20 protein-coding genes and 1 pseudogene are annotated in these 22794 nt (G+C 71.4%); 11 read left to right on the forward strand and 10 right to left on the reverse strand.

Annotation, left to right across the window (positions count from 1 at the left end):
* Nucleotides 1–9 precede the first annotated feature (9 nt).
* The 6 genes from AVW11_RS16395 to AVW11_RS16420 all read right to left on the reverse strand — a co-directional run bounded on the left by AVW11_RS16395 (nucleotide 10) and on the right by AVW11_RS16420 (nucleotide 5716).
* Nucleotides 10–198: a daptide-type RiPP gene (locus AVW11_RS16395; protein ID WP_060180047.1), complete on the reverse strand. Its 189-nt coding sequence runs from the start codon at nucleotides 196–198 to the stop codon at nucleotides 10–12.
* 98 nt (nucleotides 199–296) lie between these two features.
* On the reverse strand, nucleotides 297–1499 hold the full coding sequence (gene mpaC, locus AVW11_RS16400; RefSeq protein WP_060180048.1) for a daptide-type RiPP biosynthesis dehydogenase: 1203 nt from the start codon (nucleotides 1497–1499) through the stop codon (nucleotides 297–299).
* On the reverse strand, nucleotides 1496–2770 hold the full coding sequence (gene mpaD / locus AVW11_RS16405) for a daptide-type RiPP biosynthesis aminotransferase (RefSeq protein ID WP_060180049.1): 1275 nt from the start codon (nucleotides 2768–2770) through the stop codon (nucleotides 1496–1498). The genes mpaC and mpaD overlap by 4 nt, the downstream gene beginning before the upstream one ends.
* Nucleotides 2767–3588, reverse strand: coding sequence for a daptide-type RiPP biosynthesis methyltransferase (gene mpaM, locus AVW11_RS16410; RefSeq protein ID WP_076044401.1), 822 nt, complete (start codon nucleotides 3586–3588; stop codon nucleotides 2767–2769). The genes mpaD and mpaM overlap by 4 nt, the downstream gene beginning before the upstream one ends.
* Complete coding sequence (gene mpaB / locus AVW11_RS16415; protein WP_063898584.1) at nucleotides 3585–4694, reverse strand: daptide biosynthesis RiPP recognition protein; 1110 nt, start codon at nucleotides 4692–4694, stop codon at nucleotides 3585–3587. The genes mpaM and mpaB overlap by 4 nt, the downstream gene beginning before the upstream one ends.
* Before the next feature lie 17 nt (nucleotides 4695–4711).
* Nucleotides 4712–5716 carry an LLM class flavin-dependent oxidoreductase gene (locus AVW11_RS16420; protein ID WP_276209090.1) on the reverse strand — a complete coding sequence of 335 codons (1005 nt, stop codon included), beginning with the start codon at nucleotides 5714–5716 and terminating at the stop codon, nucleotides 4712–4714.
* Nucleotides 5717–6184: 468 nt separating this feature from the next.
* Here AVW11_RS16420 and AVW11_RS16425 point away from each other — a divergent pair, with 468 nt between their 5' ends.
* From AVW11_RS16425 to AVW11_RS16455, 7 genes are all read left to right on the forward strand, one after another.
* Nucleotides 6185–7231 (forward strand): glycosyltransferase family 2 protein, encoded by a 1047-nt coding sequence (locus AVW11_RS16425; protein WP_060180051.1) that lies wholly within the window; start codon nucleotides 6185–6187, stop codon nucleotides 7229–7231.
* Nucleotides 7228–8601: an NDP-hexose 2,3-dehydratase family protein gene (locus AVW11_RS16430; protein WP_060180052.1), complete on the forward strand. Its 1374-nt coding sequence runs from the start codon at nucleotides 7228–7230 to the stop codon at nucleotides 8599–8601. Before AVW11_RS16425 ends, AVW11_RS16430 begins: the two co-directional genes overlap by 4 nt.
* Complete coding sequence (locus tag AVW11_RS16435; RefSeq protein WP_076044403.1) at nucleotides 8601–9629, forward strand: NAD-dependent epimerase/dehydratase family protein; 1029 nt, start codon at nucleotides 8601–8603, stop codon at nucleotides 9627–9629. Before AVW11_RS16430 ends, AVW11_RS16435 begins: the two co-directional genes overlap by 1 nt.
* Nucleotides 9626–10738, forward strand: coding sequence for a DegT/DnrJ/EryC1/StrS family aminotransferase (locus tag AVW11_RS16440; RefSeq protein ID WP_060180054.1), 1113 nt, complete (start codon nucleotides 9626–9628; stop codon nucleotides 10736–10738). The genes AVW11_RS16435 and AVW11_RS16440 overlap by 4 nt, the downstream gene beginning before the upstream one ends.
* Nucleotides 10735–11307, forward strand: coding sequence for a dTDP-4-dehydrorhamnose 3,5-epimerase family protein (locus AVW11_RS16445; RefSeq protein ID WP_060180055.1), 573 nt, complete (start codon nucleotides 10735–10737; stop codon nucleotides 11305–11307). The genes AVW11_RS16440 and AVW11_RS16445 overlap by 4 nt, the downstream gene beginning before the upstream one ends.
* Entirely contained in the window at nucleotides 11304–12521 is a 1218-nt protein-coding gene (locus AVW11_RS16450; RefSeq protein ID WP_060180056.1) for a class I SAM-dependent methyltransferase, read from the forward strand. Before AVW11_RS16445 ends, AVW11_RS16450 begins: the two co-directional genes overlap by 4 nt.
* A gap of 267 nt (nucleotides 12522–12788) precedes the next feature.
* Nucleotides 12789–14432: a DNA repair helicase XPB gene (locus tag AVW11_RS16455; RefSeq protein ID WP_060180057.1), complete on the forward strand. Its 1644-nt coding sequence runs from the start codon at nucleotides 12789–12791 to the stop codon at nucleotides 14430–14432.
* Here the strand turns inward: AVW11_RS16455 and AVW11_RS39095 are convergent.
* Nucleotides 14398–14613, reverse strand: coding sequence for a hypothetical protein (locus tag AVW11_RS39095; protein WP_079070793.1), 216 nt, complete (start codon nucleotides 14611–14613; stop codon nucleotides 14398–14400). The genes AVW11_RS16455 and AVW11_RS39095 overlap by 35 nt on opposite strands.
* Nucleotides 14614–14900: 287 nt before the next feature.
* On the opposite strand from AVW11_RS39095, the gene AVW11_RS16460 reads away from it, so the two are divergent.
* Complete coding sequence (locus tag AVW11_RS16460; RefSeq protein ID WP_030851010.1) at nucleotides 14901–16130, forward strand: serine hydrolase domain-containing protein; 1230 nt, start codon at nucleotides 14901–14903, stop codon at nucleotides 16128–16130.
* Nucleotides 16131–16160: 30 nt separating this feature from the next.
* Here AVW11_RS16460 and AVW11_RS16465 read toward each other — a convergent pair whose 3' ends face one another.
* Nucleotides 16161–16346 carry a hypothetical protein gene (locus AVW11_RS16465; protein ID WP_076044405.1) on the reverse strand — a complete coding sequence of 62 codons (186 nt, stop codon included), beginning with the start codon at nucleotides 16344–16346 and terminating at the stop codon, nucleotides 16161–16163.
* A gap of 310 nt (nucleotides 16347–16656) precedes the next feature.
* On the opposite strand from AVW11_RS16465, the gene AVW11_RS16470 reads away from it, so the two are divergent.
* Complete coding sequence (locus AVW11_RS16470) at nucleotides 16657–18747, forward strand: HelD family protein (RefSeq protein ID WP_076044407.1); 2091 nt, start codon at nucleotides 16657–16659, stop codon at nucleotides 18745–18747.
* A gap of 86 nt (nucleotides 18748–18833) precedes the next feature.
* Here the strand turns inward: AVW11_RS16470 and AVW11_RS16475 are convergent, their stop codons facing one another.
* Nucleotides 18834–19520 carry a copper homeostasis protein CutC gene (locus AVW11_RS16475; RefSeq protein ID WP_060180059.1) on the reverse strand — a complete coding sequence of 229 codons (687 nt, stop codon included), beginning with the start codon at nucleotides 19518–19520 and terminating at the stop codon, nucleotides 18834–18836.
* Nucleotides 19521–19630: 110 nt separating this feature from the next.
* On the opposite strand from AVW11_RS16475, the gene AVW11_RS16480 reads away from it, so the two are divergent.
* Together AVW11_RS16480 and AVW11_RS16485 are read left to right on the forward strand one after the other, a co-directional pair.
* Nucleotides 19631–20317, forward strand: coding sequence for an HD domain-containing protein (locus tag AVW11_RS16480; RefSeq protein ID WP_076044409.1), 687 nt, complete (start codon nucleotides 19631–19633; stop codon nucleotides 20315–20317).
* 73 nt (nucleotides 20318–20390) lie between these two features.
* On the forward strand, nucleotides 20391–21617 hold the full coding sequence (locus tag AVW11_RS16485; protein ID WP_079250650.1) for a Cmx/CmrA family chloramphenicol efflux MFS transporter: 1227 nt from the start codon (nucleotides 20391–20393) through the stop codon (nucleotides 21615–21617).
* 30 nt (nucleotides 21618–21647) lie between these two features.
* On the opposite strand, the pseudogene AVW11_RS16490 reads toward AVW11_RS16485, so the two are convergent.
* A pseudogene (locus AVW11_RS16490) lies at nucleotides 21648–22762 on the reverse strand (IS630 family transposase).
* Nucleotides 22763–22794 lie beyond the last annotated feature (32 nt).

Here is a 22794-nt window from a genome sequence, read left to right on the forward strand (position 1 = left end):
CAGGCCGCTCTAGGTGATCGCCGCGCCGCTGACGGCCACGTAGACGCTGCCGTAGGCGATGGCGCTGGTGACAACCGTGCCCGTGCCGAAACCGGCCCACGTGGACCAGCCCGGGGCCTCCATGGCCTCAAGCTCCTGCATGCCGAGCTCAAGTGCCGGCACAGACAGGTCCTGCGAGAAGTTGGCAATTCCCTGCATGGTGTTTCCCTCCCTCTGAAATCGGATTTTCTGTGTGTTCCCCCGTTCTCCGCGCCGTGATCACGGCGCGGAGAACGGAAGTCTTTGGTGACGCCGGGTCAGCTCAGGGCTGGTTCCGCGTCAAGTACGGCGCCGTCGAGCAGGCCGCGTACGTCGGCGGCCCGCAGCCCGCCGAGCATCGGCAGCCCGGCTCCCCAGGCGCGCACGGTCCGGGCCGTCACCGTGTCCAGCCGGGCGGCGTCGGCGCTGATCCGCCGGTCCACCAGCCAGGAATCGGTCAGTGCGCCGATCCCCTCCGCCGGATCCTCGGGCAGGGCGTCCGGGGCAGTGGCACGCAGCAGCGCCCAGATCCGGGACAGCCGCCGGGCCGACCCCAGCCGCTGGTCGCCGTCGGCGATGGCCCGCCACAGCGGTTCCAGCAGCGCTGCCACGGCGGTCATCTTGCGCAGCCCGAGCACGGACGACAGCTCGTTGGCGAGATACCAGCCCTTGGCCCCGTACCGGTCGCGTCCGATGTACGTCCAGCCGAGGTGGGTCAGTCCGCTCACTTTGGCGATCTCCAGACGGATCCGGTCGTCGCTGCGCCCACCGCCCAGCCGTACGTCACGCAGCTGATGCCCGAGCTGGGCCAGCCGCGTGGCCAGGGTCTCGGCCAGCGCGTCCTCGGTCGGCAGGTCCCGGTGGTCACCCGCGTACAGGCTCACCACTCGGAACAGGGCCTCCAGCACGCCCTCGGCGATCAGCTCGTCCGGCAGTGTGCTGGTGGCCAGCGGGTCCAGTACGGCGACCTCGGGCTGCAGCGACTCCCCCAGGATCAGCCGCCTGCCCTGTGGGAAGGCCAGGCATGCCGCCGCGCTCACCTCCGCCCCCGTACCGACGGTGGTGGGCACCGCGACCAGGGGAAGCCCGCGCTGGATGCCAGGCGGGAGCAGGATCAGCCCGCTGCGCTGCGGCAGGGTCAGCCGCGTGCGGGCGGCCGGGTTGTTCCGCGCCAGGGCCGCCAGCTTGGCCTGGTCCAGCAGGGCGCCGCCGCCGACGGCGACGACCACGTCCGTGCCGTGGAGGTTGTCCCCCAGCGCGAGGACACCTTCCGCATCGCCGGCCCCTTCCAGCGCCAGGACGAGCACGTCACGGCGCGATCCTGCGACCGAGGTCCGCACCCGGGAGACGATCGGACTGTCGGCGACGGCTGCGTCGACCAGCACGGTGATGTGCCGCAGGGCAGGCCGTGCGTCAAGCCATCCGGCGATACCGTCGGCGCCGAACAGCGTCAGCGTCGGGCAGTGCCAGCTGAGGTTCATCCGGCCACCCCGGCCGTCGCCTGCCGCGTGTACGCCGTGAGTCCGGTCCGCACCCGGTCGAGCAGCTCGGCCAGTTCGGCATCACTGTAGGTCAGCGCGGGGAAGAGCTGGATGCCGTGCGGTCCGGGATGCACGATCGCACCCGCCGCTCTGATCGCCGCGACCACGGCGGGGACCTCGGTCTGCGGCAGGGGTGCCCCGTCCCGGCCGCACAGTCGCAGGGCCCGGAAACAGCCGACGCCGCTGGTGCCGGTCACGTCGGGCCGCTCGGCGACCAGCCGGTCCAGCTCGGTGTCCAGGAGTACGGCAAGGCTTCGGCCGGCGGCGATCGCGTCGAGCCGGCGCATCTCCTCAAGGGTGGCGAGGATCGCGGCGCAGGTCGCCGGGGTTCCCGCTTGGGTCTCGCCGTGCGCAAGCACGGCTCCCGCGTCGTTGAACACCCGGGCCACCTCGGTCGAGACGACGACCGCGGCGGCGGGCATGGTGCCGTTCGTGAGCCCCTTGGAGACGACCAGCAGATCGGGCTGCCCGGCCCACCTCTGCGAGGCGAGGAAGGAACCGGTACGGCCGAAGCCGGTGGCCACCTCGTCGGCGACCAGCAGGAATCCGTGCTCGTCGCGCAACCGCAGCAGAGCGTTCACGTACTCCTCGGTGAGCGGTACCGCACCGTTGCCGAGGACGGGCTCGACGACGACGGCCGCGATCTGGCTCCCCTGCCTGCCGAGCAGCGTCACCAGCTCGGCCGGGTCGTTCGGGGCCACGTGCCGCACCAGCCTCTGATCGACGCCGTACACCGACTGGCCCAGATCATCACCGGTCAGCGCGAAGCTGCCGAAGGTCAGGCCGTGGTAGCTGCCGCGCAGACCGACCACCACCTTGCGCCGGGCGTCGCCGCGCAGCGCGTGGTGCAGCCTGGCGATCTTCATCACCAGGTCGTTGGCGGCGCCGCCGGAGGTGGAGAACAGCACCCGGCCGTAGTGGTCGGCGCCGCAGAGGTCGACGAGAGCCGACGCAGCCTTGCGGGCGTAGCTGTTCTCGTACCGGAAGACGGAGAGGTAGGAAGCGTCACGCAGGGCCGCCGCCACCGCCTCGGCGATGACGCGATTGCCGTAGCCGATGTTGGTGTTCCACAACCCGCTGGTGCCGCACAGCAGTTCACGGCCGTCGGCGAAGCGGACGCGGACGCCTTCGGCGGAGACCGCGCACAGCGTGTCGTCGCCCTGCTGCGCGGGCGGCAACAGCGAGGGCCACAGGGCCTGTCCATCGTTCATCGGGGCTCCACCTCTGCTTCCAGCAGTACGGATTCGTGTCGGTCGCCACCGGTACGCAGCGTGAGACGGGTGTTCACCCGGAAACCGGCGGCGGCCAGTTCGTTCTCCAACAGGTCGGCCGGGAGGGCCGCGACCGTCGAGGTGCACACGTGGACAGGGCCCTCGGAGAGATCGGCCGCATGGAGGGTGACGGTGCGCGTGCCGGTCTGCGGGGACCAGTGCTCGTGCAGGTGGTAGAGCCGGCCGCTGGCACCGGCCATGTCGATGCGTATCTCGTCCTGGGTGGCTCCGGCGGTGGGATACGTGGTCGAGAGCAGGAATGCCCCGCCGGGAGCCAGATGGTCGCGCACCGTGCGATAGAGCGCGGCACGGCCCTCTTCGTCGAGTAGCGAGATCGAGGTCGTCCCGAGGACGACCGCCCCGAACCGGCGGTCCAGCGTGAAGGACGCCATGTCCCCCTCGATGGTGGTGCAGCGTTCACGCAGCCGCTCGGGGGCCTCGTGGAGGCGGGCCAGGAGCAGGTCCAGCATGGGGCGTGCCAGTTCGAGTGCCGTGACGTCCCTGCCGGCCGCGAGCAGCGGCATCGTCAACCGGCCTGTTCCCGCGGCGAGTTCCAGGACCGGTCCGGGGCGTCGGCGGACGAGGCCGATCAGTTCACGGACCTCATGGGTGTCGTTCCTGCTCAGGTCGTCGTAGATCAGTGAGCCGACCTCGTCGTAGATCCCGCACATGACCACCCGGTCCCCGAGCTCGGCCAGCGCGCGGCCGGCCCGTCCGGGGACCGACCGCGGCGTTCCGCCGACGGCCGTCGCCGTCATCGGGCGGCCGCCGTCGCGACGGTGAGCCGGACACCGGCGGAGGCGAAGAGGGTCTCGACCTGAGTCAGCGCGGCACGGTCCGCGTGGGCGGCGGCGGCCTCGACCGATCCGTGGACCAGCAGGGTTTCGGCCAGCTCCGCGGCAGCACGGCCGAGAGAGAAGAAGCGGCCGGTTCGGGCACTGTGCACCACGGCCTGCTCCCCGGTCCACAACAGCAGTGGAGCGTCCACGTCATCGCGGTCGGCGGCGCTGTCCCCGAGTTCCGCCAGGCCGGGCACCAGACGGGCGCCGAATCCGGAGACTTCGAGGCCGGTGATCCCCCGGGAACGGAGCTCCCGGACGGCGTCGAGTGCGGCCAGATACCGGCCGAGCCACGGCCGTGCGGTCAGCGCGTCCGTACGTGCCCGGTCGGGCACGACGAGGCCCAGGGAGACCGCGCAGGGGTGTGCGCTCCCGGAGTTGAGCCTGGTCCACTCCGCCGCCAGAGCGGCGCCGCCGTCGGCGACGGTGCCCAGGGGCAGGGCCACGGGCGAGAGGGACACCTCGCCGTTGGACCGCACGTACAGGCGGGTGAACGGGCCGTCGCCGGCCGGGCCCGCGCCCAGCGCGGAGAGGTCGCCGATCCGCACGGCGGGGTCGGTCGCGAAGTCGGCGAACGTGCCCTGGTTCCGGGCGCGGTCCGCGTCCGCCAGGTACCCGTCGAAGTCGGCCTCTTCGGTGATCCTGATCAGCGTGGGACCGATCACCGACATGTACTCGCTGGTGGCGTAGTCCTGGGTCTGCAGGAAGAAGGAGTCTCCGACCGACATCTCGTCGCCGGGCTCGGCCAGGGACCCTTCGTACCGGACGACGAGGGGCCCGACCGCACCCGGGGCCTGCGGATCCGCCTGGCGTACCGGGCCGCCGTCCTGGCCGTCCGGTACGAAGACGACAGTCCGGTGGCCGACGAAGTCCGAGGCCAGCACCGGAGGGAGCTGTGCGGCGCTCTCCAGTACGACGGTCGCGGTGCGAGTCCCCTGGGCCGGGCCGTTGTCCACCGGGCCGGTGCGGCCTGTTCCCCAGGACGCCAACTGCCGCTTGGCCCGCTTGAGCTGACTGTGTTCCATGTCCCCCGTGCCCTTCATTACGCGACAGCCGCCAGAATCGTCTTGAGGTCCGCCATGGCCGCATGATGGCCGTGCAGGTTGAACACTCCGGTCGTGTTCAACACGACCTCGTCCACCCCCGCCTCCCGGTACTCGGCGAGCTGTTCGACCAGTCCGTCGATGTCCCCGTGGAGGAAGCCGCGGCCTTCCACGAGTCGCCGGGCGCTCAGTGCCGTATCGCCCTCGTCCACCGCGATGCCGGCGCGCTGGAGCATGTCGATGTAGTGCGGTGCCGCGAGGTGTGGAGCGTTGCTGGCCAGCGCGACCTCTGCCGGGGCGCGGTCGGGCCGGCGCAGGGCCAGCGGCACCATGGCCACGATCCGGGGCACCGGCCTGCCTGCCGCCGCGGCACCCTCCCGCAGGGCGGGCAGCACCGTGTCGCGCAGGTACGACGCCGGGGTCAGCCAAGTGATGGCGCAGTCCGCAACCGCACCGGCGACCCGTGCCATGCCGGGACGCAGCACACCGAGTCCGAGTTCCACCGCAGGAGCCGGGCTCGGCGCGAGGGCGCCGTGGCACGAGAAGTAGACCCCCTCGGCCTGCACGGTTTCACCGTTCAGCAGACCGCGGACAATGCCGAGGTACTCACGGGCCGCAGTCAGCGGGCTGGCGTACGGGGCGCCGAGGAGACTTCGCTGGAACGAGGCACCACCGGGCCCGAACCCTGCCACCACCGGATGGCCGGTGGCCATGGCCAGCGATCTGACCTGGTGCGCCGCCTCGAAGGGATGCCTCAACGGCATGAGCGTGACACCGAACCCCACCGGGACCCGGAACCCGGACCCCGCCGCGGCGGCGAAGCCCTGGAAGGGATCGACGAGCATCGACTGGCCCTGCCACAGCCGTTCCGCCGCCGTCCAGTCCACCAGAGCGGCATACGGCAGCAGCTGTTCCGGCCTGCGTGGCAGGAACGGAACAAGAACTGAATACTTGGTCATCTGTCCCCCCGAATCGCGCACATCGACATTGCGCACAATCGACATCGCGCACATCGACGGTCGGTTCGAGTGCAACGAGAATCCTTGCGACTACGGCGACATATTATGTCTGGTCGCCGCAGAATTCTCCCACCAGGACCCCTTGCGGGAATCTCGTCGGCGACATGGATAAACGTAGACCCGTGGGAGGGCCGACGCCCCCGTCGCGAGGCTAGTATCGCCCCCTCCACAGACCGGGATATCCCCCCACCTGGCCTTCGTCGGGGTGCCTGCCTGCAGTGACGTACAGATCCACGCCGCCGGGGACAGCCTGCGGGAACGCAGCGTGTTGACACCGGCCCGCCTTTCTGGTCACGCTATTCCCTGGCATTTAATTACGGCTGGTGCGGGCCGCGGAATCCTTCAAGGACCGATGGCTCGGCCCAAGGGCGGGAACAATGCCCTTCATTGCGGGAACAATGCGATCCAAAGGGCCCCTCGCGCCTGTCGACCGACGAACGGAAGGAGTCGCCGATGCCCCGCGTCTCCGTTATCTGCCCGACCTACAACCGCAGCCGGGCCATCCTGCCCACGCTGGACTCCGTCCGAGCGCAGTCGATGCGTGACTGGGAGATGATCGTCGTATCCGACGGCAGCGACGACGACACGGACGAGGTCGTGGCCGAGGTCGCGGCGCAGGACGACCGGATCCGGCTGCGGCGGGTTCCGCACTTCGGCTTCCAGGCCGGCCCCACCAACCTCGTTCTGCCCGAGGCTAAGGGCGAGTACATCGCCTACCTGGACCACGACGACCGCTGGGAGAGCGGCCATCTCGAGCTCCTGACAGCCGCCTTCGACGACGGCGCGCAGTTCGTGGCCACCCGGGCGAGGAAGGTGACCGCGTCCGGCACGGTCACCACCACCGCCGATCCGCTGACCATGTGCTGGGCACCCGAACTCCAGCTGATGAATCCCCTGTTCGAGAACTCGTGCGCCGCGCACAGGGCAGGCCTCGCGGAGTCGGTGGGTGGCTGGCGCGAGTCCCCGGTCGGCCTTGAGGACTGGGACCTGTGGCTGCGCATGACCGACGCGGGGGTCCGTTGCACGACGCTCCTCGACGTCACGGTGAACATGCTGGACGACCCCGGCACCCGGCAGCACAGCCTTCCGTGCGACTACGACCATGAGATCGCGCGGTTCGAGGATGCCCGTGCCGCCCGTGCCGCGTACCGGGCCCTCACCCATCCCCGGCACTTCCGCGCGGGGCTCGAAGCCAGCCGCGCAGATCTCCATCACTGGTACGGCTCCCTGGCCGCTTCCGGCGAGCTGGTGCTGCCCCTCGGCTGGGAAGGCGGTACCGACGCCCTGACCGGCGCCGTCGACCGGCATGTGGAAGCCGTCCGGATGGTGTGGAACAACCTGATCATCGAGCCCAAGGACGGCTACGTCGCCCTCGCGATGGTGCTGGGCACCATGACCGCCGGGCACGCGGAGCGCTACAGCGCCCACTTCCGCGCCACGATGGCCCACCAGCAGGCGTTCTTCGAGGACGTCCTGCCCGCGGGATGTGTGGTGCGATGACGTCCTCGGAGGGGTTCTACCGCGCGCTCGACGACGCCCGGGACCGCATGTTCACCACGGTTCGAAGGGTGCCGCTCGACGCCCTCGCCGGATGGACCGCGGACCCGGCCACCGGGACCATCCGCCATCACGCCGGCCGCTTCTTCACCGTGGAGGGAGTGCGCGTCGACCGCCCGGGGCACCCGGTCGACCACTGGTCCCAGCCGATCATCGACCAGCCGGAGATCGGCATCCTGGGCATCCTGGTCAAGGAGTTCGACGGCGTTCCGCACTATCTGATGCAGCTGAAGGCCGAGCCCGGCAACTGCGACGGCATCCAGGTCTCCCCGACCGTCCAGGCGACCCGGAGCAACTATCTCCGGGTGCACGGCGGCAAACCCGTCCCCTACCTCGACTACTTCAGGGACCCGTCCCGGCACCGGGTGGTGGCCGATGTCCGCCAGTCCGAACAAGGTGCCTGGTTCCTGCGCAAGCGCAATCGCAACATGGTGGTCGAGGTCCGGGGCGAGGTGGAACTCCACGACGGGTTCCACTGGCTGTCGCTGCCCCAACTGCACCGGCTGCTGGCCCAGGACGATCTGGTCAACATGGACACCCGTTCGGTGCTGGCCTGCCTGCCCCTCGCGGAGCCGGAGCCGGAACCCGGCGGGGAGCGGGACGAGTTCACCATGGCCCTGCTCCGGTCGTGCCGTGCGGGCTCGCCCACGCATCACACGGAGCGCAGTCTCCTCAGCTGGATCACTGACACGCGGGTGCGCGCCGACCTCGCCGTCAGCCGGGTACCGCTGAGCGGACTCCCCGGATGGCGGCGGACGGAAGGCCGGATCTCCCACGAGAGCGGCCGGTTCTTCGACGTCATCGGTGTACAGGTGACAGCGTCGGGCCGCGAGGTCGCCCGCTGGGACCAGCCGATGATCGCGCCGCACGGCATGGGGGTCGTGGGCCTCCTCGTCACCCGTATCGACGGCGTCCTGCACGCTCTCGTCCAACTGCGTGCGGAGGTCGGGTACGTGGACGCCGTGGAACTCGCCCCCACCCTGCAGTGCGTGCCGGAGAACTACGACGTCCTTCCCGCCGCCGCCCGGCCGCCGCTCCTCGACGAGGTGCTGGGGGCGCCCGCCTCCGCCGTCAGGTTCGACACGGTCCAGTCGGAGGAGGGCGGCCGCTTCTACCATGCACGAACCCGACACCTCATCGTCGAGACGCCGTACCACCCGGAGCTGGCCGAGCACCCGGACTTCCGCTGGATGACGCCTCACCAGCTGTCCGCCCTGCTGCGTCACAGCCACTACGTGAGCATGGAGACCCGCAGCCTGCTCGCCTGTCTGCGCTCCCTGGCCACGGCGCCCCGTCCCGTCGGAGTACGGTGATGGCCGGGTCCCGGACGCCGGCCGCCCGCCCTCTGGTCACTGTGCTCGGTGCGTCGGGTTACATCGGTTCGTCCGTCGTCGCACTCCTGCGCAGCCGGCCGGTCCGGTTGCGTACGGTGTCGCGCCGCCCTTGCCCCGTGGCCGGTGACGGCCTCGCGGAACTGGACGTCCGCACGGCCGACCTCACCGCCCCCGGCGCGGTCGCCGACGCGGTGGCGGGTTCGGACGCCGTGATCCATCTGGTCACCCACCGTTCGGCCACGGGCGACTGGCGGACACGGGACGGCGACCCGGAAGGCGAACACGCCAACGTCACCGTGACGCTCGACCTCGTCGAGAGCCTCGGGTCCGGCCGGACCGCCGGACCGCCACCTGCGGTGATCTACGCCAGTACGGTCCTCCCGCCCGGCGGCCCGGCCCCGGCGAACACCTACGAACGACAGAAGCTCGCCTCCGAGCGCATCCTGCGCGCGGCCTGCGCGGCGGGCTCGCTCCGTGGCGTGGTCCTGCGCCTGCCGACCGTCTACGGCCACGGCCCCGTGCCGGGAGATCTTGGCCGGGGCGTAGTGGCGGCCATGGTCCGCCGAGGCTTCGCCTGTGAGCCGCTGACCATGTGGCACGACGGCACGGTCGAGCGCGACCTCCTCCACGTCGACGACGCGGCCCGCGCCTTCCTGTCGGCGCTGGACCACGCGGATGCCCTCACCGGCCGGCACTGGGACGTCGGCTGCGGCCTCGGCCACGGCCTCGGGGACGTGTTCCGGATGATCGCCGAGATCATCGGTCGGCACACCGGGCGGCCACCGGTACCTGTACTGCGAGTGGACCCGCCGGACGGTGCCACCGGTCTGGACTTCCGCAGCGTACGAGCCGATTCGTCCGCCTTCCGGTCGGTCACCGGGTGGGCGCCCAGGGCAGTTCTGCGCGACGCACTGGAACAGGTCGTCGCCGCTCACGCCGTGTCCACACACGCACCCACGCCCAAACCTCACACCGGTCCATCGGCCAAGGAAGGGATCCACCTGTGACCACGTATGTCTGGGACTACCTGGAGGAGTACGCGAAGGAGCGTACGGACCTCCTGGACGCCGTCGAAACGGTCTTCGGTTCCGGGCAGCTCGTGCTCGGCAAGAGCGTGCGCGGCTTCGAGACGGAGTTCGCCGCCTACCACGGTGTGGACCACTGCGTGGGCCTGGACAACGGCACCAACGCGATCAAGCTCGCGCTCCAGGCACTGGGCGTCGGTCCGGGCGACGAGGTGATCACCGTGTCGAACACGGCAGCCCCCACCGTGCTGGCGATCGACGCGGTCGGCGCCACCCCGGTCTTCGTCGATGTGCGTGAGGAGGACTTCCTCATGGACACCGACCAGGTCACCGCGGCGATCACCCCCCGGACGCGCTGCATCCTTCCCGTCCACCTCTACGGCCAGTGCGCCGACATGGAGGTACTGAAGGACATCGCCACGGCACACGGCCTGGTCCTCCTTGAGGACTGCGCCCAGGCGCACGGCGCCCGACGACACGGCCGGCAGGCGGGCACCACCGGCGACGCCGCCGCGTTCTCCTTCTACCCGACGAAGGTGCTCGGGGCGTACGGCGACGGCGGCGCGGCGATCACCTCCGACGCGGTCGTGGCCGACCGGTTGCGCCGACTGCGGTACTACGGCATGGAGGAGCGGTACTACGTCGTCCAGACACCCGGGCACAACAGCCGGCTCGACGAACTCCAGGCCGAGATCCTGCGCCGCAAACTCGGTCGCCTCGACGCCTACATCGAGGGGCGTCGCGCCGTCGCCCGGCGCTACGCCGAGGGACTGAAGGACACCGGGCTGATCCTGCCGGCCACCGCCCCCGGCAACGACCACGTCTACTACGTCTACGTGGTCCGCCACCCCCAACGGGACCGCATCATCGAGGCGTTGAAGTCGCGCGGGATCTCTCTCAACATCAGCTATCCGTGGCCAGTGCACACCATGTCCGGCTTCGCCCACCTCGGCTACTCCCGCGGCGCGCTTCCGGTCACGGAGGCCCTCGCGGGCGAGATCTTCTCGCTCCCCATGTACCCCTCACTGCCGCGCGATGTGCAGGACCGGGTGATCGGCGCGCTGCTCGACGTACTGGCGGAACTGTCGTGAAGGCACGCGAGCTCTCCGTTCCCGGCGCGGTGGAGTTCACCCCCACCCGCTACCCGGACGATCGGGGCCTGTTCGTCTCCACCTTCGAGGAGCGGTCCGCCGGGCCGCTCTTCCCGGTGAGACAGGCCAGTCAGAGCCGTTCCCGCAGAGGCGTGGTACGGGGTGTGCACTACACCGCCGTGTCCCCGGGCACCGAGAAGTACGTCCACTGCCCGCGCGGTTCGGCCCTGGACATCGTCGTCGACCTCCGCGTCGGTTCGCCGGCGTTCGGCACCTGGGACTCCGTCGTACTGGACGACCGGACCTTCCGCGCCGTATACATCCCACCCGGCGTGGGGCACGCCTTCGTGGCACTGGAGGACGACACGGTCATGTCCTACCTGCTCTCGACCGGCTACGTCGCGGAGCACGAGCTCGCCGTGTCCGTACTGGACCCGGAACTCGGCCTACCCATTCCGCGTGACATCACCCCGATCCTCTCGGCGCGGGACCGGCTGGCGCTCCCCCTCGCGGAAGCGGCCGCCGAGGGCATGCTCCCGCTCTTCGCACACCCTCAGGAGAACCGATGACCATCTGCCGCATCTGCGCGGGCCCGCTGACCGAGTTCCTCGATCTGGGAGCGCAGCCCAACTCCGACGCCTTCCCCAAGCCCGGGGAGACCGAAGGCGAGTTCTTCTTCCGGCTCGCCGTCGGGCGGTGCGGTTCCTGCACGATGGTGCAGCTGATGGAGGAGGTTCCGCGCGAGCGGATGTTCCACGAGGACTACCCGTACCACTCCTCGGGATCCTCGGTGATGCGGGAGCACTTCGAGGCCACGGCCCGGGGCATTCTCGCCACCGTGGCCGACGACCCGGACCCGTTCGTCGTCGAGATCGGCTGCAACGACGGCGTCATGCTGGCCACCGTCGCCGGGGCCGGGGTGCGTCATCTGGGTGTCGATCCCTCAGCAGGCGTGGCCGACCGGGCTCGGGCCAAGGGAGTGCGGGTCCGTACCGCGTTCTTCGAGGAGGAGACGGCGCTCGCCATCGCCGCGGCCGAGGGCCGGGCGGATGTCGTCTACGCCGCCAACACCCTGTGCCATCTCCCCTACCTGGAATCGATCTTCCGCGGCTTGGACGCGCTGCTCAAGCCGGAGGGGGTGTTCGTCTTCGAGGACCCCTACCTCGGCGATATCGTCGAGCGGACCTCGTTCGACCAGATCTACGACGAGCACTTCTACTTCTTCACAGCCCGTTCGGTGCAGAGCATGGCCCACCACTACGGCTTCGAGCTGGTCGACGTCCTCCGCCTGCCCGTGCACGGCGGCGAGGTCCGCTACACCCTCGCACGCCGGGGTACGCGGGTGCCCACGGCGTCCGTGGCCGAGCTGCTGGCCGACGAGGACAGCAAGGACCTCGCCGAGCCGGTCACGCTGGAGCGCTTCGCCGCCGAGGTCCGGCGCACCCGCGACGAGCTGACCGCTCTGCTCACCCGGTTGCGGGCGGAGGGCCACCGGGTCGTCGCCTACGGCGCCACGGCCAAGAGCGCCACCGTCGCCAACTACTGCGGCATCGGACCCGAGCTGATCTCCTTCGTCTGCGACAGCACCCCCGCCAAGCAGGGCCGGCTCACTCCCGGCTCCCACATCCCGGTCCGGACCCCGGATGCCTTCGGCGACCCCTACCCCGAATACGCGTTGCTCTTCGCCTGGAACCACGCGGAGGAGATCATGGCGAAGGAGCAGAAGTTCCGCGAGCGGGGCGGCAGGTGGATCCTCTACACCCCGGATGTGCACATGGTCTGACCAGCTCCGACAGAGGGTGCGAGCGGACTGCGGAGGGTCAGGACGACGGCCAGGTGCACCCCCTCCACCTACCGGCCCGGGGCGCCCCGTACCCGGGCCGCCGGAGTTCCCTCCGCCGCCGGCCGCTCCCCCCGGACCAGGAGTTCCACGGCGGCCTCGGCCTGCTGTTGGCTGGGCTGGGCCGCTGACCCGCCGGGCGCCGTGTTCCCAGCCCCGGCCCCGTACGGCACACTGGAGGTTTGACCTGAGTGAAACGGGGCGCCGCGCGTGAATGGTCCACTAATCGTCCAGAGCGACAAGACCCTCCTGCTCGAGGTCGACCACGAGCTCGCCGGAGCGGCGCGCCGCGCCATCGCTCCGTTCGCCGAGCTGGAGCGGGCGCCCGAGCACATCCACACCTACCGGATCACCCCGCTCGGCCTGTGGAACGCCCGGGCCGCCGGACACGACGCCGAGCAGGTCGTCGACGCGCTCGTGGAGTACTCCCGCTACCCCGTGCCGCACGCGCTGCTCGTCGACGTCGCCGAGACCATGGCCCGCTACGGCCGCCTCACCCTCTCCAAGCACCCCGTGCACGGCCTGGTGCTGACCAGCACCGACCGGCCGGTGCTGGAGGAGATCCTGCGGTCGAAGAAGATCACCCCGCTGGTCGGGGCGCGGCTGGACCCCGACACGGTCGCCGTGCACCCGTCCGAGCGCGGGCAGATCAAGCAGACGCTGCTCAAGCTGGGCTGGCCGGCCGAGGACCTCGCCGGCTACGTCGACGGCGAGGCGCACCCGATCGACCTGGCCGAGAACGGCTGGGCGCTGCGCCCGTACCAGCAGCAGGCGGTGGAGGGCTTCTGGCACGGTGGCTCCGGTGTGGTCGTGCTGCCCTGCGGCGCCGGCAAGACGCTCGTCGGCGCGGGCGCGATGGCGAAGGCCAAGGCGACGACGCTGATCCTGGTCACGAACACGGTCTCGGCCCGCCAGTGGAAGCACGAGCTGGTCAAGCGGACCTCGTTGACGGAGGACGAGATCGGCGAGTACTCCGGCACCCGCAAGGAGATCCGGCCGGTCACGATCGCCACGTACCAGGTCCTGACGACGAAGCGGAAGGGCGTCTACCCGCACCTGGAGCTCTTCGACTCCCGGGACTGGGGCCTGATCGTCTACGACGAGGTGCACCTGCTGCCCGCCCCGGTCTTCAAGTTCACCGCCGACCTCCAGGCGCGGCGCCGGCTCGGCCTGACCGCGACGCTGGTGCGCGAGGACGGCCGCGAGTCGGACGTCTTCTCGCTGATCGGGCCGAAGCGGTTCGACGCCCCGTGGAAGGAGATCGAGGCGCAGGGCTACATCGCGCCCGCCGACTGCGTGGAGGTCCGGGTCAATCTGACCGAGTCCGAGCGCCTGGCGTACGCGACCGCCGAGACGGAGGAGAAGTACCGCTTCTGCGCGACGACGGCGACAAAGCGGAAGGTCACCGAGGCGCTGGTGCGTAAGCACCGGGGCGAGCAGACCCTCGTCATCGGGCAGTACATCGACCAGCTCGACGAGCTCGGCGAGCACCTGGACGCCCCCGTCATCAAGGGCGAGACGTCCAACGCGCAGCGCGAGAAGCTCTTCGACGCCTTCCGCGAGGGCGAGATCAGCGTGCTGGTCGTCTCGAAGGTCGCAAACTTCTCCATCGACCTGCCGGAGGCCACGGTCGCCATCCAGGTGTCGGGCACCTTCGGTTCGCGCCAGGAGGAGGCACAGCGCCTGGGCCGCGTGCTGCGCCCGAAGGCGGACGGCCACGAGGCGCGGTTCTACTCGGTCGTCGCCCGCGACACGATCGACCAGGACTTCGCCGCACACCGCCAGCGGTTCCTGGCCGAGCAGGGGTACGCCTACCGGATCATGGACGCCGACGAGCTGCTGGCGAACGACTGACCGACCGGCCGTGGGCGGTGCGGACCCGCGCGACGACCACGGTCAGCAGCGGGACGCACCAGGCCCACAGGCCGGGCCCGTCCGGTACGACGAGGACCGCCGGGGTCAGGGTGATCCCGGCGGCGATGCCCAGCGCGAAGCCCTTGCCGCACGCGGCCCCGGGGCGGGCGAGGTCCCACACGCGGCCGGCAGTCCCGCCCGCCGGCGAGGGACGAGGGCGAGCGGCCGGGGGCAGGGCTCGACGTCACGTGCGTGGCCCTGGTGGATCTATGCGTTCACTCCCAGTTCATTGCAACGATCACCGCGGCCATTCATTGCATTCAGCGCCATATTCATTGCAACATGGGCCTAAACTCCCTACGTAGTTAAGCGTTGAGGCCGCCAAAGCGTTGTTGCGCAATCCGTGAACGCAATGTAGCTTCGGAGTCGTTCAGCAGTTCTCGAACACTTATAACGGGGAGAATCATCATGGGCAGGAGCAACGGCGGCTTCTCCGAAGCGGGGCTGCGCAAGGTGCGCGACGTGCTGACACGGCACGTCGACTCCGGGAAGATCCCCGGAGTGGTCGCCCTGATCGGCCGCGGCGGGGAGACGCACGTCGAGGCGATCGGGACGATGCGCCACGACGGCGGCGCACCGATGAGCCGGGACACGATCTTCAGGATGGCGTCGACCTCGAAGCCGGTCACCATGGCGGCGTCGATGGCCCTGCTCGACGACTGCGCGCTGCGGCTGGACGACCCGGTGGACCGGTGGCTGCCCGAACTCGCCGGCCGTCAGGTGCTCAAGCGGGTCGACGGCCCCCTGGACGACACCGAGCCCGCACCGCGCCCCATCACCGTGCGCGACCTGCTGACCTCCACCTTCGGCCTCGGCATCGACCTGACCGCGCTGGGCTCCCCGATCATGAACGCGATCTTCGAGGGGGGTGTCTTCAGCCAGGGCGCCGTACCGCTGCCCGATCAGGACGAGTGGATGCGCCGCCTCGGCACGCTGCCGCTGATGCGCCGGCCCGGCGAGCACTGGCAGTACCACCTCAGCCACGACGTCCTCGGCGTACTCGTCTCACGCGTCACGGGCAAGCCGTTCGAGGCGTTCCTGCGCGAGCGCGTCCTCGACCCGCTCGGAATGCAGGACACCGCCTTCCACGTGCCCGCCGACAAGATCGACCGGCTGCCGCCCAGCTACGCCCCCAACCCGCAGACCGGGGAGTTCACCGTCTGGGACGAGGCGAAGGGCGGACAGTACAGCGCGCCTCCCGCGTTCCAGGCGGGCGGCGGCGGGCTGGTCTCCACCGTGGACGACTACCACGCCTACTTCCGGATGCTGCTCAACCACGGCACGCACGCGGGGCAGCGGATCCTGTCCCGGCCCGCCGTCGAGCTGATGACCACCAACCGGCTCACCCCCGAGCAGGAGGCCGCCCGGTCGGCCCTGGCCCGGGGCGCCGTCCACGTGTCGTTCGGCCAGGGACAGCAGGGCGGTTGGGGCTTCGGGATGGCGGTGCGCACCTACCGCGGCGACTACGCGCCCGTCGGCCAGTTCGGCTGGGACGGCGGTACCGGCACCTCGGCGTACGCCGACCCGGAAAACGGGCTCACGGGGGTCCTGCTCACGCAGGTCGGACTGACCACTGCGGCTCCGGCGCAGCTCATCCACGACTTCTGGACCACGGTCTACCAGGCGATCGACGCCTGACGCCGACAGCCGGGGGCGCGGGGCGACGCCTCAGCGGCGTATGACACCCGCGTCCTCGGCGTACTCGCCCAGCACGACGACGCTCACGGCGGCCGCCGCGAACACCTTCGCGGCGTGCAGCATGCTGCCGAGGCGGTGGCGGGGCGTGGAGTCGGAGATGGCGGTGGCGCCGCTCGGGCGGCGGCCCTGGACCGGGGTGAAGGTTGCGGTGCTCATGAATCCATGGTGCTCCGCCGCCACCGGATCCACATCGCTCCCGAGGCCTCATCTCACGGCCCCGCGCCTCCTCCTCCGGTCGTAGGCCACCCCCTGGTGGACCTACCCGAGGTCTGACACTCCCGGGTACGACACCCGTACGGAGGTACCGGCCGCGGCGGACCTCCGGCCCGGCGAATTCGTTCGCGCGGGCGCGCCGCGCTGGCTAGAATCTCCGCTCTTGCCGCCTCCCACCGCCTCATCGGGGAGAGCCGCCCACCGGCCGGAAACCGGGGGCTTGTGTTCCGTACCAGCAGTTGGAGGCATTCCCGTGCCCGCGCACGCCCCCGAGACCACCCCCGACGACACGGCCGCGCCCGCCGACCCGCTGGGCCGCGAACGGGCCCACCTCACCGCCTCGCGCTCCGCCCTGCGCGCCATGCGCGAGGACGTCGAGGCCCTCGACATCCGCGATGTCACCGCGAACTGGGTCAACGCGATCGTGCTCCGGGCCCAGATCGACGACCGCATCAAGGCCCTCGCCGACCTCGCCCACACACCGCTCTTCTTCGGGCGCCTCGACTACCTCCACGCCCCCGGCGCCGACCTCGCCGAAGGCGCGGAGGGCGAGCAGTTCTACATCGGCCGCCGCCACGTCCACGACGCCGACGGCGACCCGATGGTCATCGACTGGCGCGCGCCCGTCTCCCAGCCGTTCTACCGGGCCTCCAAGAAGGACCCGCAGGACATCGCCCTGCGCCGCCGCTTCGGCTACACCGGCGGCGAGCTCACCGCCTACGAGGACGAGCACCTGTCCGACCCGGCCGAGGCGGCCGCCGTCAGCAGGCTGCTCCAGCAGGAGATCGAGCGGCCGCGCGTCGGCCCCATGCGGGACATCGTGGCCACGATCCAGCCGGAGCAGGACGAGATCGTCCGCTCCGGCCTGTCCGGCTCCGTCTGTGTGCAGGGAGGCCCCGGCACCGGGAAGACGGCCGTCGGCCTGCACCGCGTCGCCTACCTGCTGTACGCGCACCGCGAGCGCCTCGCCCGCACCGGCACCCTCGTCATCGGCCCGAACCGTTCCTTCCTCCACTACATCGAGCAGGTCCTCCCGGCCCTGGGCGAGCTGGAGGTCAAGCAGGCCACCGTCGACGACCTGGTCGCCCGCGAGGGCCTGGAGGTCCGCGGCACCGACCCCGCCGAGACCGCCGTCGTCAAGGGCGACGCCCGCATGGCGCAGGTGCTGCGCCGCGCGGTCCGCTCGCACGTCGGCCGCCCGACGGAGCCCGTGGTGGTGGTCCGCGGCTCACGCCGCTGGCGCGTGCCGGCGTACGAGCTCCAGGAGATGGTCGAGGAGCTCCAGAACCGCGACATCCGCTACGGCGCCGCCCGCGAGGCCCTCCCCCAGCGCATCGCGCACGCCGTCCTGGTCCGCATGGAGCAGGCGGGCGAGGCCCCGGACGACCGCGTCCAGGACGCGGTGGCCCGCAACGCGGCCGTGAAGGCCGCTGTCAAGGAGGTCTGGCCGCTCGTCGAACCGGCGAAGCTGGTCCTGCGGCTGCTCTCCGACCCGGACTTCCTCGCCGAGCACGCGCAGGACGTCCTCACGGCCGACGAGCAGAAGCTCCTGCTGTGGCCCAAGCCGTGCCGGAGCGTGAAGTCGGCGAAGTGGTCGGCGGCGGACCTGGTCCTCATCGACGAGGCGTCCGACCTGGTGGAGCGCACCCACTCGCTCGGCCACGTCGTCCTCGACGAGGCGCAGGACCTCTCCCCCATGCAGTACCGGGCGGTGGGACGGCGCTGCACGACCGGCTCGGCGACGGTCCTCGGCGACCTCGCGCAGGGCACCACGCCGTGGGCCACGCGCAGCTGGGACGAGGCGCTGGCGCACCTGGGCAAGCCGCAGGCGGTCCTGGAGGAGCTGACGGCGGGCTTCCGCGTACCGCGCGAGGTGATCGCCTACGCCTCCCGCCTGCTGCCGGCCATCTCCCCGGGCCTGGCCCCGGTCTCCTCGGTCCGCGAGACGCCGGGATCCCTGCGGATCGCGGAGGTCGCGCAGGCCGCGGACCTCGACGCGGCGGTGCTGGAGGCCTGCCGCGAGTCCCTGGCGCACGACGGCTCGATCGGCCTGATCGCCGCCGACGCCCGGATCCCCGCCCTGGCCGAGGCCCTGCTGGCGGCGGACCTGCCGTACCTGTCCCCCGGCGAGGAGACGACCGCGGAGTCCCGGCTGACCCTCGTCCCGGCGTCGCTGGCGAAGGGCCTGGAGTACGACTACGTGGTCCTGGACGAGCCCGCGGCGATCGTCGACGGCGAACCGGACGAACGGACCGGCCTGCGCCGCCTGTACGTCTGCCTCACCCGCGCCGTCTCGGGCCTGACGGCCCTCCACTCGGCCCCCCTCCCCCCACCCCTGACCTGACCCCCGGCCCGGCCCCCTGCACGCACCTGCCCTGCAGGCTGAGGGGCCGGGCGCCGGACCCCGGTGACGGGCGGCGGGGCCGCCGGTCAGTCCAGTGCGGCCCGCCACTCGGCGACGGCCGCCGCCGAGACCGGGTGGTGCCAGCCACCGGGGCGGGCCGCGCCGCCGATGTGGAAGGCGTCGATCCCGCCGGCCCGCAGCACCGGTACGTGCGCGAGCGCCAGCCCGCCGCCGACGAGGATCCGCGGCCCGTACCCCGGCTCGCCGCCCCGCGCCGCCTCCGCGAGCAGCACCGGCAGCCCCTCGTCGACCCCGGCCGCCGCCCCCGCGGTCAGGTAGGTGTCCAGGCCGGGCAGGTCGGCCAGCGCCTTGCGCAGCTGGTCCCGGTCGGCCGCGCGGTCGATCGCCCGGTGGAAGGTCCACGCGCAGCCGTCCAGCTCCGCGACGACCGCCTCGACGGCGGCCAGGTCGGGGCTGCCGTCCGCGGTCAGGAAGCCGAGGACGAACTCCCGCGCCCCCTCCGCCCGCAGCGCCCGCGCCGTCGCCGCCAGGCCGCCGACGTCGCCCGCGGCGAAGCCGTCCGCCGTGCGGACCATCACGCGCAGTGGGATGTCCACCGCCGCCCGGATCGCTGCGAACGTCTCGCGCGCCGGAGTGAGGCCGTCGGCGGCCATGTCGGTGACCAGCTCGAGGCGGTCCGCCCCACCGGCCTGGGCCGCGACCGCGTCCTCCACGTCGAGGGCGATCACCTCCAGGAGCGCACGGTTGCTCATTCGATCCCATCCTTCGGAAGAACACTCAAAATAGGTCTAGTCCAATATCAAGGGTACGGGCCTCCGGCCGCGCTCCACCAGCACAATCACGCCACCCCCACAATGTGCGCATGGACATAGGCATCCCGAGTACCGACACCACGGATCTCCGCGCCCGCTGGAGGGCCACCGTCACCGAGGCCGGCGCCGCCGCCGACCGCGATCCCGCCCCCTACGCCGACCGCCTCCTCACCGCCTGGGCCGAGCCGCAGCGCCGCTACCACACCACCGCGCACCTGGCCGACGTACTCGCACGGATCGACGTACTGGCCCCGTACGCCGCCGACCCGGCCGCCGTCCGGCTCGCCGCCTGGTTCCACGACGCCGTCTACCGCCCCGACCGCTCCGAGAACGAGGAGCGCAGCGCCGCCCTGGCCGAGCGCGCCCTGCCCGAGCTGGGCATCGACGCCGCGCGCACCGCCGAGGTGGCCCGCCTGGTCCGGCTCACCGTCACCCACGACCCGGCCCCCGGCGACACCGACGGCGAGGTGCTCTGCGACGCCGACCTGGCGGTCCTGGCCGGCACCCCGCAGGAGTACGCCGCCTACGCCGCCGCCGTCCGCGCCGAGTACGGCTTCGTCCCCGACGAGGCCTTCCGCGACGGGCGCGCCGCCGTACTGCGCCAGCTCCTCGACCTGCCCCGGCTGTTCCGCACGCCCCACGGCACGGCGCACTGGGAGGCCCCTGCGCGCGCGAACCTGGCGGCGGAGCTGGCCGCCCTGACGGCCGCCCCGACGGCACAGCCGTCACGGGAATGACACACCGGGGGGAATTCGGCCGCGTTCACACGGGTTGGTGACAGTCATGCCCGCAGATGCCGCCCGCCCCCGCATGCCCGTCGCCGTCCACGTCCTCGGACTGTCCGTCTTCGCACTCGGCACCAGCGAATTCATGCTCTCCGGGCTGCTTGCGCCGATCGCCGACGACATGGGCGTCAGCATCCCGCAGGCGGGCCTGCTCATATCCGCCTTCGCGATCGGCATGGTCGTCGGCGCCCCCCTGCTGGCCGTGGCCACCCTGCGCCTGCCCCGCCGCACCACTCTGATCGCCCTGATCAGCCTCTTCGGCCTCGGGCAGGTCGCGGGCGCGCTCGCCCCCTCCTACGAGCTCCTCTTCGCCTCCCGCGTGGTCTCGGCCCTCGCCTGCGCCGGGTTCTGGGCCGTCGGCGCGGCCGTCGCCATCGCCATGGTCGACAAGGACCAGCGGGCCCGCGCGATGGCCGTGATGATCGGCGGACTGTCCATCGCCAACGTCCTCGGCGTACCGGCCGGCGCGTTCCTCGGCGAGCACCTGGGCTGGCGTTCCGCCTTCTGGGCGGTCGGGCTGGCCTCCGCGATCGCGCTCGCCGGCATCCTGGCGCTGATCCCCCGCATCCCGCTGCCCGCCGAGAAGCCGACGCTCCGCCGCGAGCTGCGCATCTACGGCGACCGGCAGGTGTGGCTCGCCATCGGCATCACCGCGCTGGGTGCGGGCGGCGTCTTCTGCGCCTTCAGCTACCTCTCCCCGCTGCTCACGGACGTGGCGGGGCTGGACTCGCAGTGGGTGCCGTGGATCCTCGGCCTCTTCGGGATCGGCGCGCTGGTCGGCACGACCATCGGCGGCCGGGTCGCCGACGCGCACCTGTTCGGCGTGATGATCTGGGGCATCACCGCCTCCACCGTCTTCCTGACCGCCCTCGCCCTGCTGGCGTCGGCCGCGGCCGCCGCGATCGCGCTGTCCTTCCTGCTGGGCGTCTCGGCCTTCTTCACCGCGCCGGCGCTCAACGCCCGCATGTTCAACGTGGCCGGCGCCGCCCCGACCCTGGCCGGGGCGACCACCACGGCCGCCTTCAACCTGGGCAACACCGGCGGCCCCTGGCTGGGCGGCACCGTCATCGACGCCGGCCTGGGCTTCTCCGCCACCGCCTGGGCGGGTGCCGCCATGACGGTGACCGCGATCGCCCTGGCGGCCTCGGCCCTGCGCCTGGACCGCCGTACGCCGCCACGCGCGACCCGCGTGGTCGCCGGCAGCGCCACCCCGGCCCCAGCCCCGGCCCCCGCCGAGGCCCCGGCCCACTAGTGCCGTGACCCCATAGGTTCACCGGGTTTGTCAGGCGGCGGTTTTGAGAGGGCGTCCGCCCCAGCGGATGCCCTTCTCGCTGCGGATGCGGGCGCGTTCCTTGCGCTCGGCGGCCAGGACATCGCGGTGGCGGGCGTTGGCGTTGCGCCACCGCAGGTAGGCGTGCAGGGCCCGCGTCTGGACCGTGTGGTTCGAGTAATTCGAATTGGCGGTGGTGAACTGCCTCAGCGGTCCGAAGTGGGCTTCGATCGGGTTCACCCAAGAGGCGTAGGTCGGGGTGAAGCACAACTCGACCTTGTTCTGTTCTTTCCCGCCCAGCGGCGGATGCCGCTTCCCTTGTGAGCGGACAGGTTGTCCATGATCACGTAGATCGGTGCTCCGTCGGGCCGGGCGGCGCGGATCGACTTCAGCGCGGCCAGAGTGTTCACGGCACCCTTCTTGCGGCGGTTGATACCCCACAAGGTGTCGCTCCCGACTGAGTAACAGCCGTGGAAGTAGCGCACGCCGTGGGTGCGGTGATAGGTGGCGGGCACCCGGTCGGGGTGCCCCTGGCCAGCCCAGCCCGAGCCTGCGGTGGGCCGGATCCCGAGGGGGCCGAACTCATCAAACGCGAAGACTCGGTCCGGGAAGCGGTCCAGGACCTCCTCGATCCGGTCCAGTTTCGCCTCGCGGTCCGGGTCGGGTGACTCCTTCCACGTCTTGGTCCGCTGGAAGGTGACGCCGCGGCGGGCGAGGAGGCGGCGTAATGCCTCGCGGCCGACGCGTATGGTCCGGCCGTGGACTTTGCGCAGGTAGGCGGCGAGTTTGCGCAGTGACCAGCGGGTGAAAGGCTGGCCGAGCTTGACCGGGCGGGTGGTGGCCGTCTGAACGACGAAGTCCTCGTCGTCAGTGCTGAGCAGGCGGGGACGGCCTCCCGCCCATCGAGGGTCCAGGCAGGCCAGGCCGATCTCGTTGAACCGGTGGATCACGTCCCGGACGGTGTCCTCGTCGGCCTGGACCAGCTGAGCGATCACCGGGACGCGGTTCCCGCCGGCCGAGGCCAGCAGCATCATTGCGCGGCGGTAGCGCACCGAACTGGTGCTGCCCCGGCGCAGGCGCTGTCCCTCCTGGTCGGTCAGTCTGCGTACTCGTACTCGTTCCGCCATTGCTTCTCCCGCTGGCCAGCCATGCCCGAGCC

This window comes from Streptomyces amritsarensis (assembly GCF_001953875.1).
GTDB classification, from domain to species: Bacteria; Actinomycetota; Actinomycetes; order Streptomycetales; family Streptomycetaceae; genus Streptomyces; species Streptomyces amritsarensis.

Bases quoted from the DNA above. Each gene is read 5' to 3' on its own strand.
- AVW11_RS16460 (WP_030851010.1), top strand. From the start codon at position 14,901: ATGGGCAGGAGCAACGGCGGCTTCTCCGAAGCGGGGCTGCGCAAGGTG.
- AVW11_RS16425 (WP_060180051.1), top strand. From the start codon at position 6,185: ATGCCCCGCGTCTCCGTTATCTGCCCGACCTACAACCGCAGCCGGGCC.
- AVW11_RS16465 (WP_076044405.1), bottom strand. From the start codon at position 16,346: ATGAGCACCGCAACCTTCACCCCGGTCCAGGGCCGCCGCCCGAGCGGC.
- AVW11_RS16420 (WP_276209090.1), bottom strand. From the start codon at position 5,716: ATGTCGATTGTGCGCAATGTCGATGTGCGCGATTCGGGGGGACAGATG.
- AVW11_RS16485 (WP_079250650.1), top strand. From the start codon at position 20,391: ATGCCCGTCGCCGTCCACGTCCTCGGACTGTCCGTCTTCGCACTCGGC.
- mpaM (WP_076044401.1), bottom strand. From the start codon at position 3,588: ATGACGGCGACGGCCGTCGGCGGAACGCCGCGGTCGGTCCCCGGACGG.
- mpaB (WP_063898584.1), bottom strand. From the start codon at position 4,694: ATGGAACACAGTCAGCTCAAGCGGGCCAAGCGGCAGTTGGCGTCCTGG.
- AVW11_RS16435 (WP_076044403.1), top strand. From the start codon at position 8,601: ATGGCCGGGTCCCGGACGCCGGCCGCCCGCCCTCTGGTCACTGTGCTC.
- AVW11_RS16395 (WP_060180047.1), bottom strand. From the start codon at position 198: ATGCAGGGAATTGCCAACTTCTCGCAGGACCTGTCTGTGCCGGCACTT.
- AVW11_RS16430 (WP_060180052.1), top strand. From the start codon at position 7,228: ATGACGTCCTCGGAGGGGTTCTACCGCGCGCTCGACGACGCCCGGGAC.
- mpaC (WP_060180048.1), bottom strand. From the start codon at position 1,499: ATGAACCTCAGCTGGCACTGCCCGACGCTGACGCTGTTCGGCGCCGAC.
- mpaD (WP_060180049.1), bottom strand. From the start codon at position 2,770: ATGAACGATGGACAGGCCCTGTGGCCCTCGCTGTTGCCGCCCGCGCAG.
- AVW11_RS16475 (WP_060180059.1), bottom strand. From the start codon at position 19,520: ATGAGCAACCGTGCGCTCCTGGAGGTGATCGCCCTCGACGTGGAGGAC.
- AVW11_RS16450 (WP_060180056.1), top strand. From the start codon at position 11,304: ATGACCATCTGCCGCATCTGCGCGGGCCCGCTGACCGAGTTCCTCGAT.
- AVW11_RS16480 (WP_076044409.1), top strand. From the start codon at position 19,631: ATGGACATAGGCATCCCGAGTACCGACACCACGGATCTCCGCGCCCGC.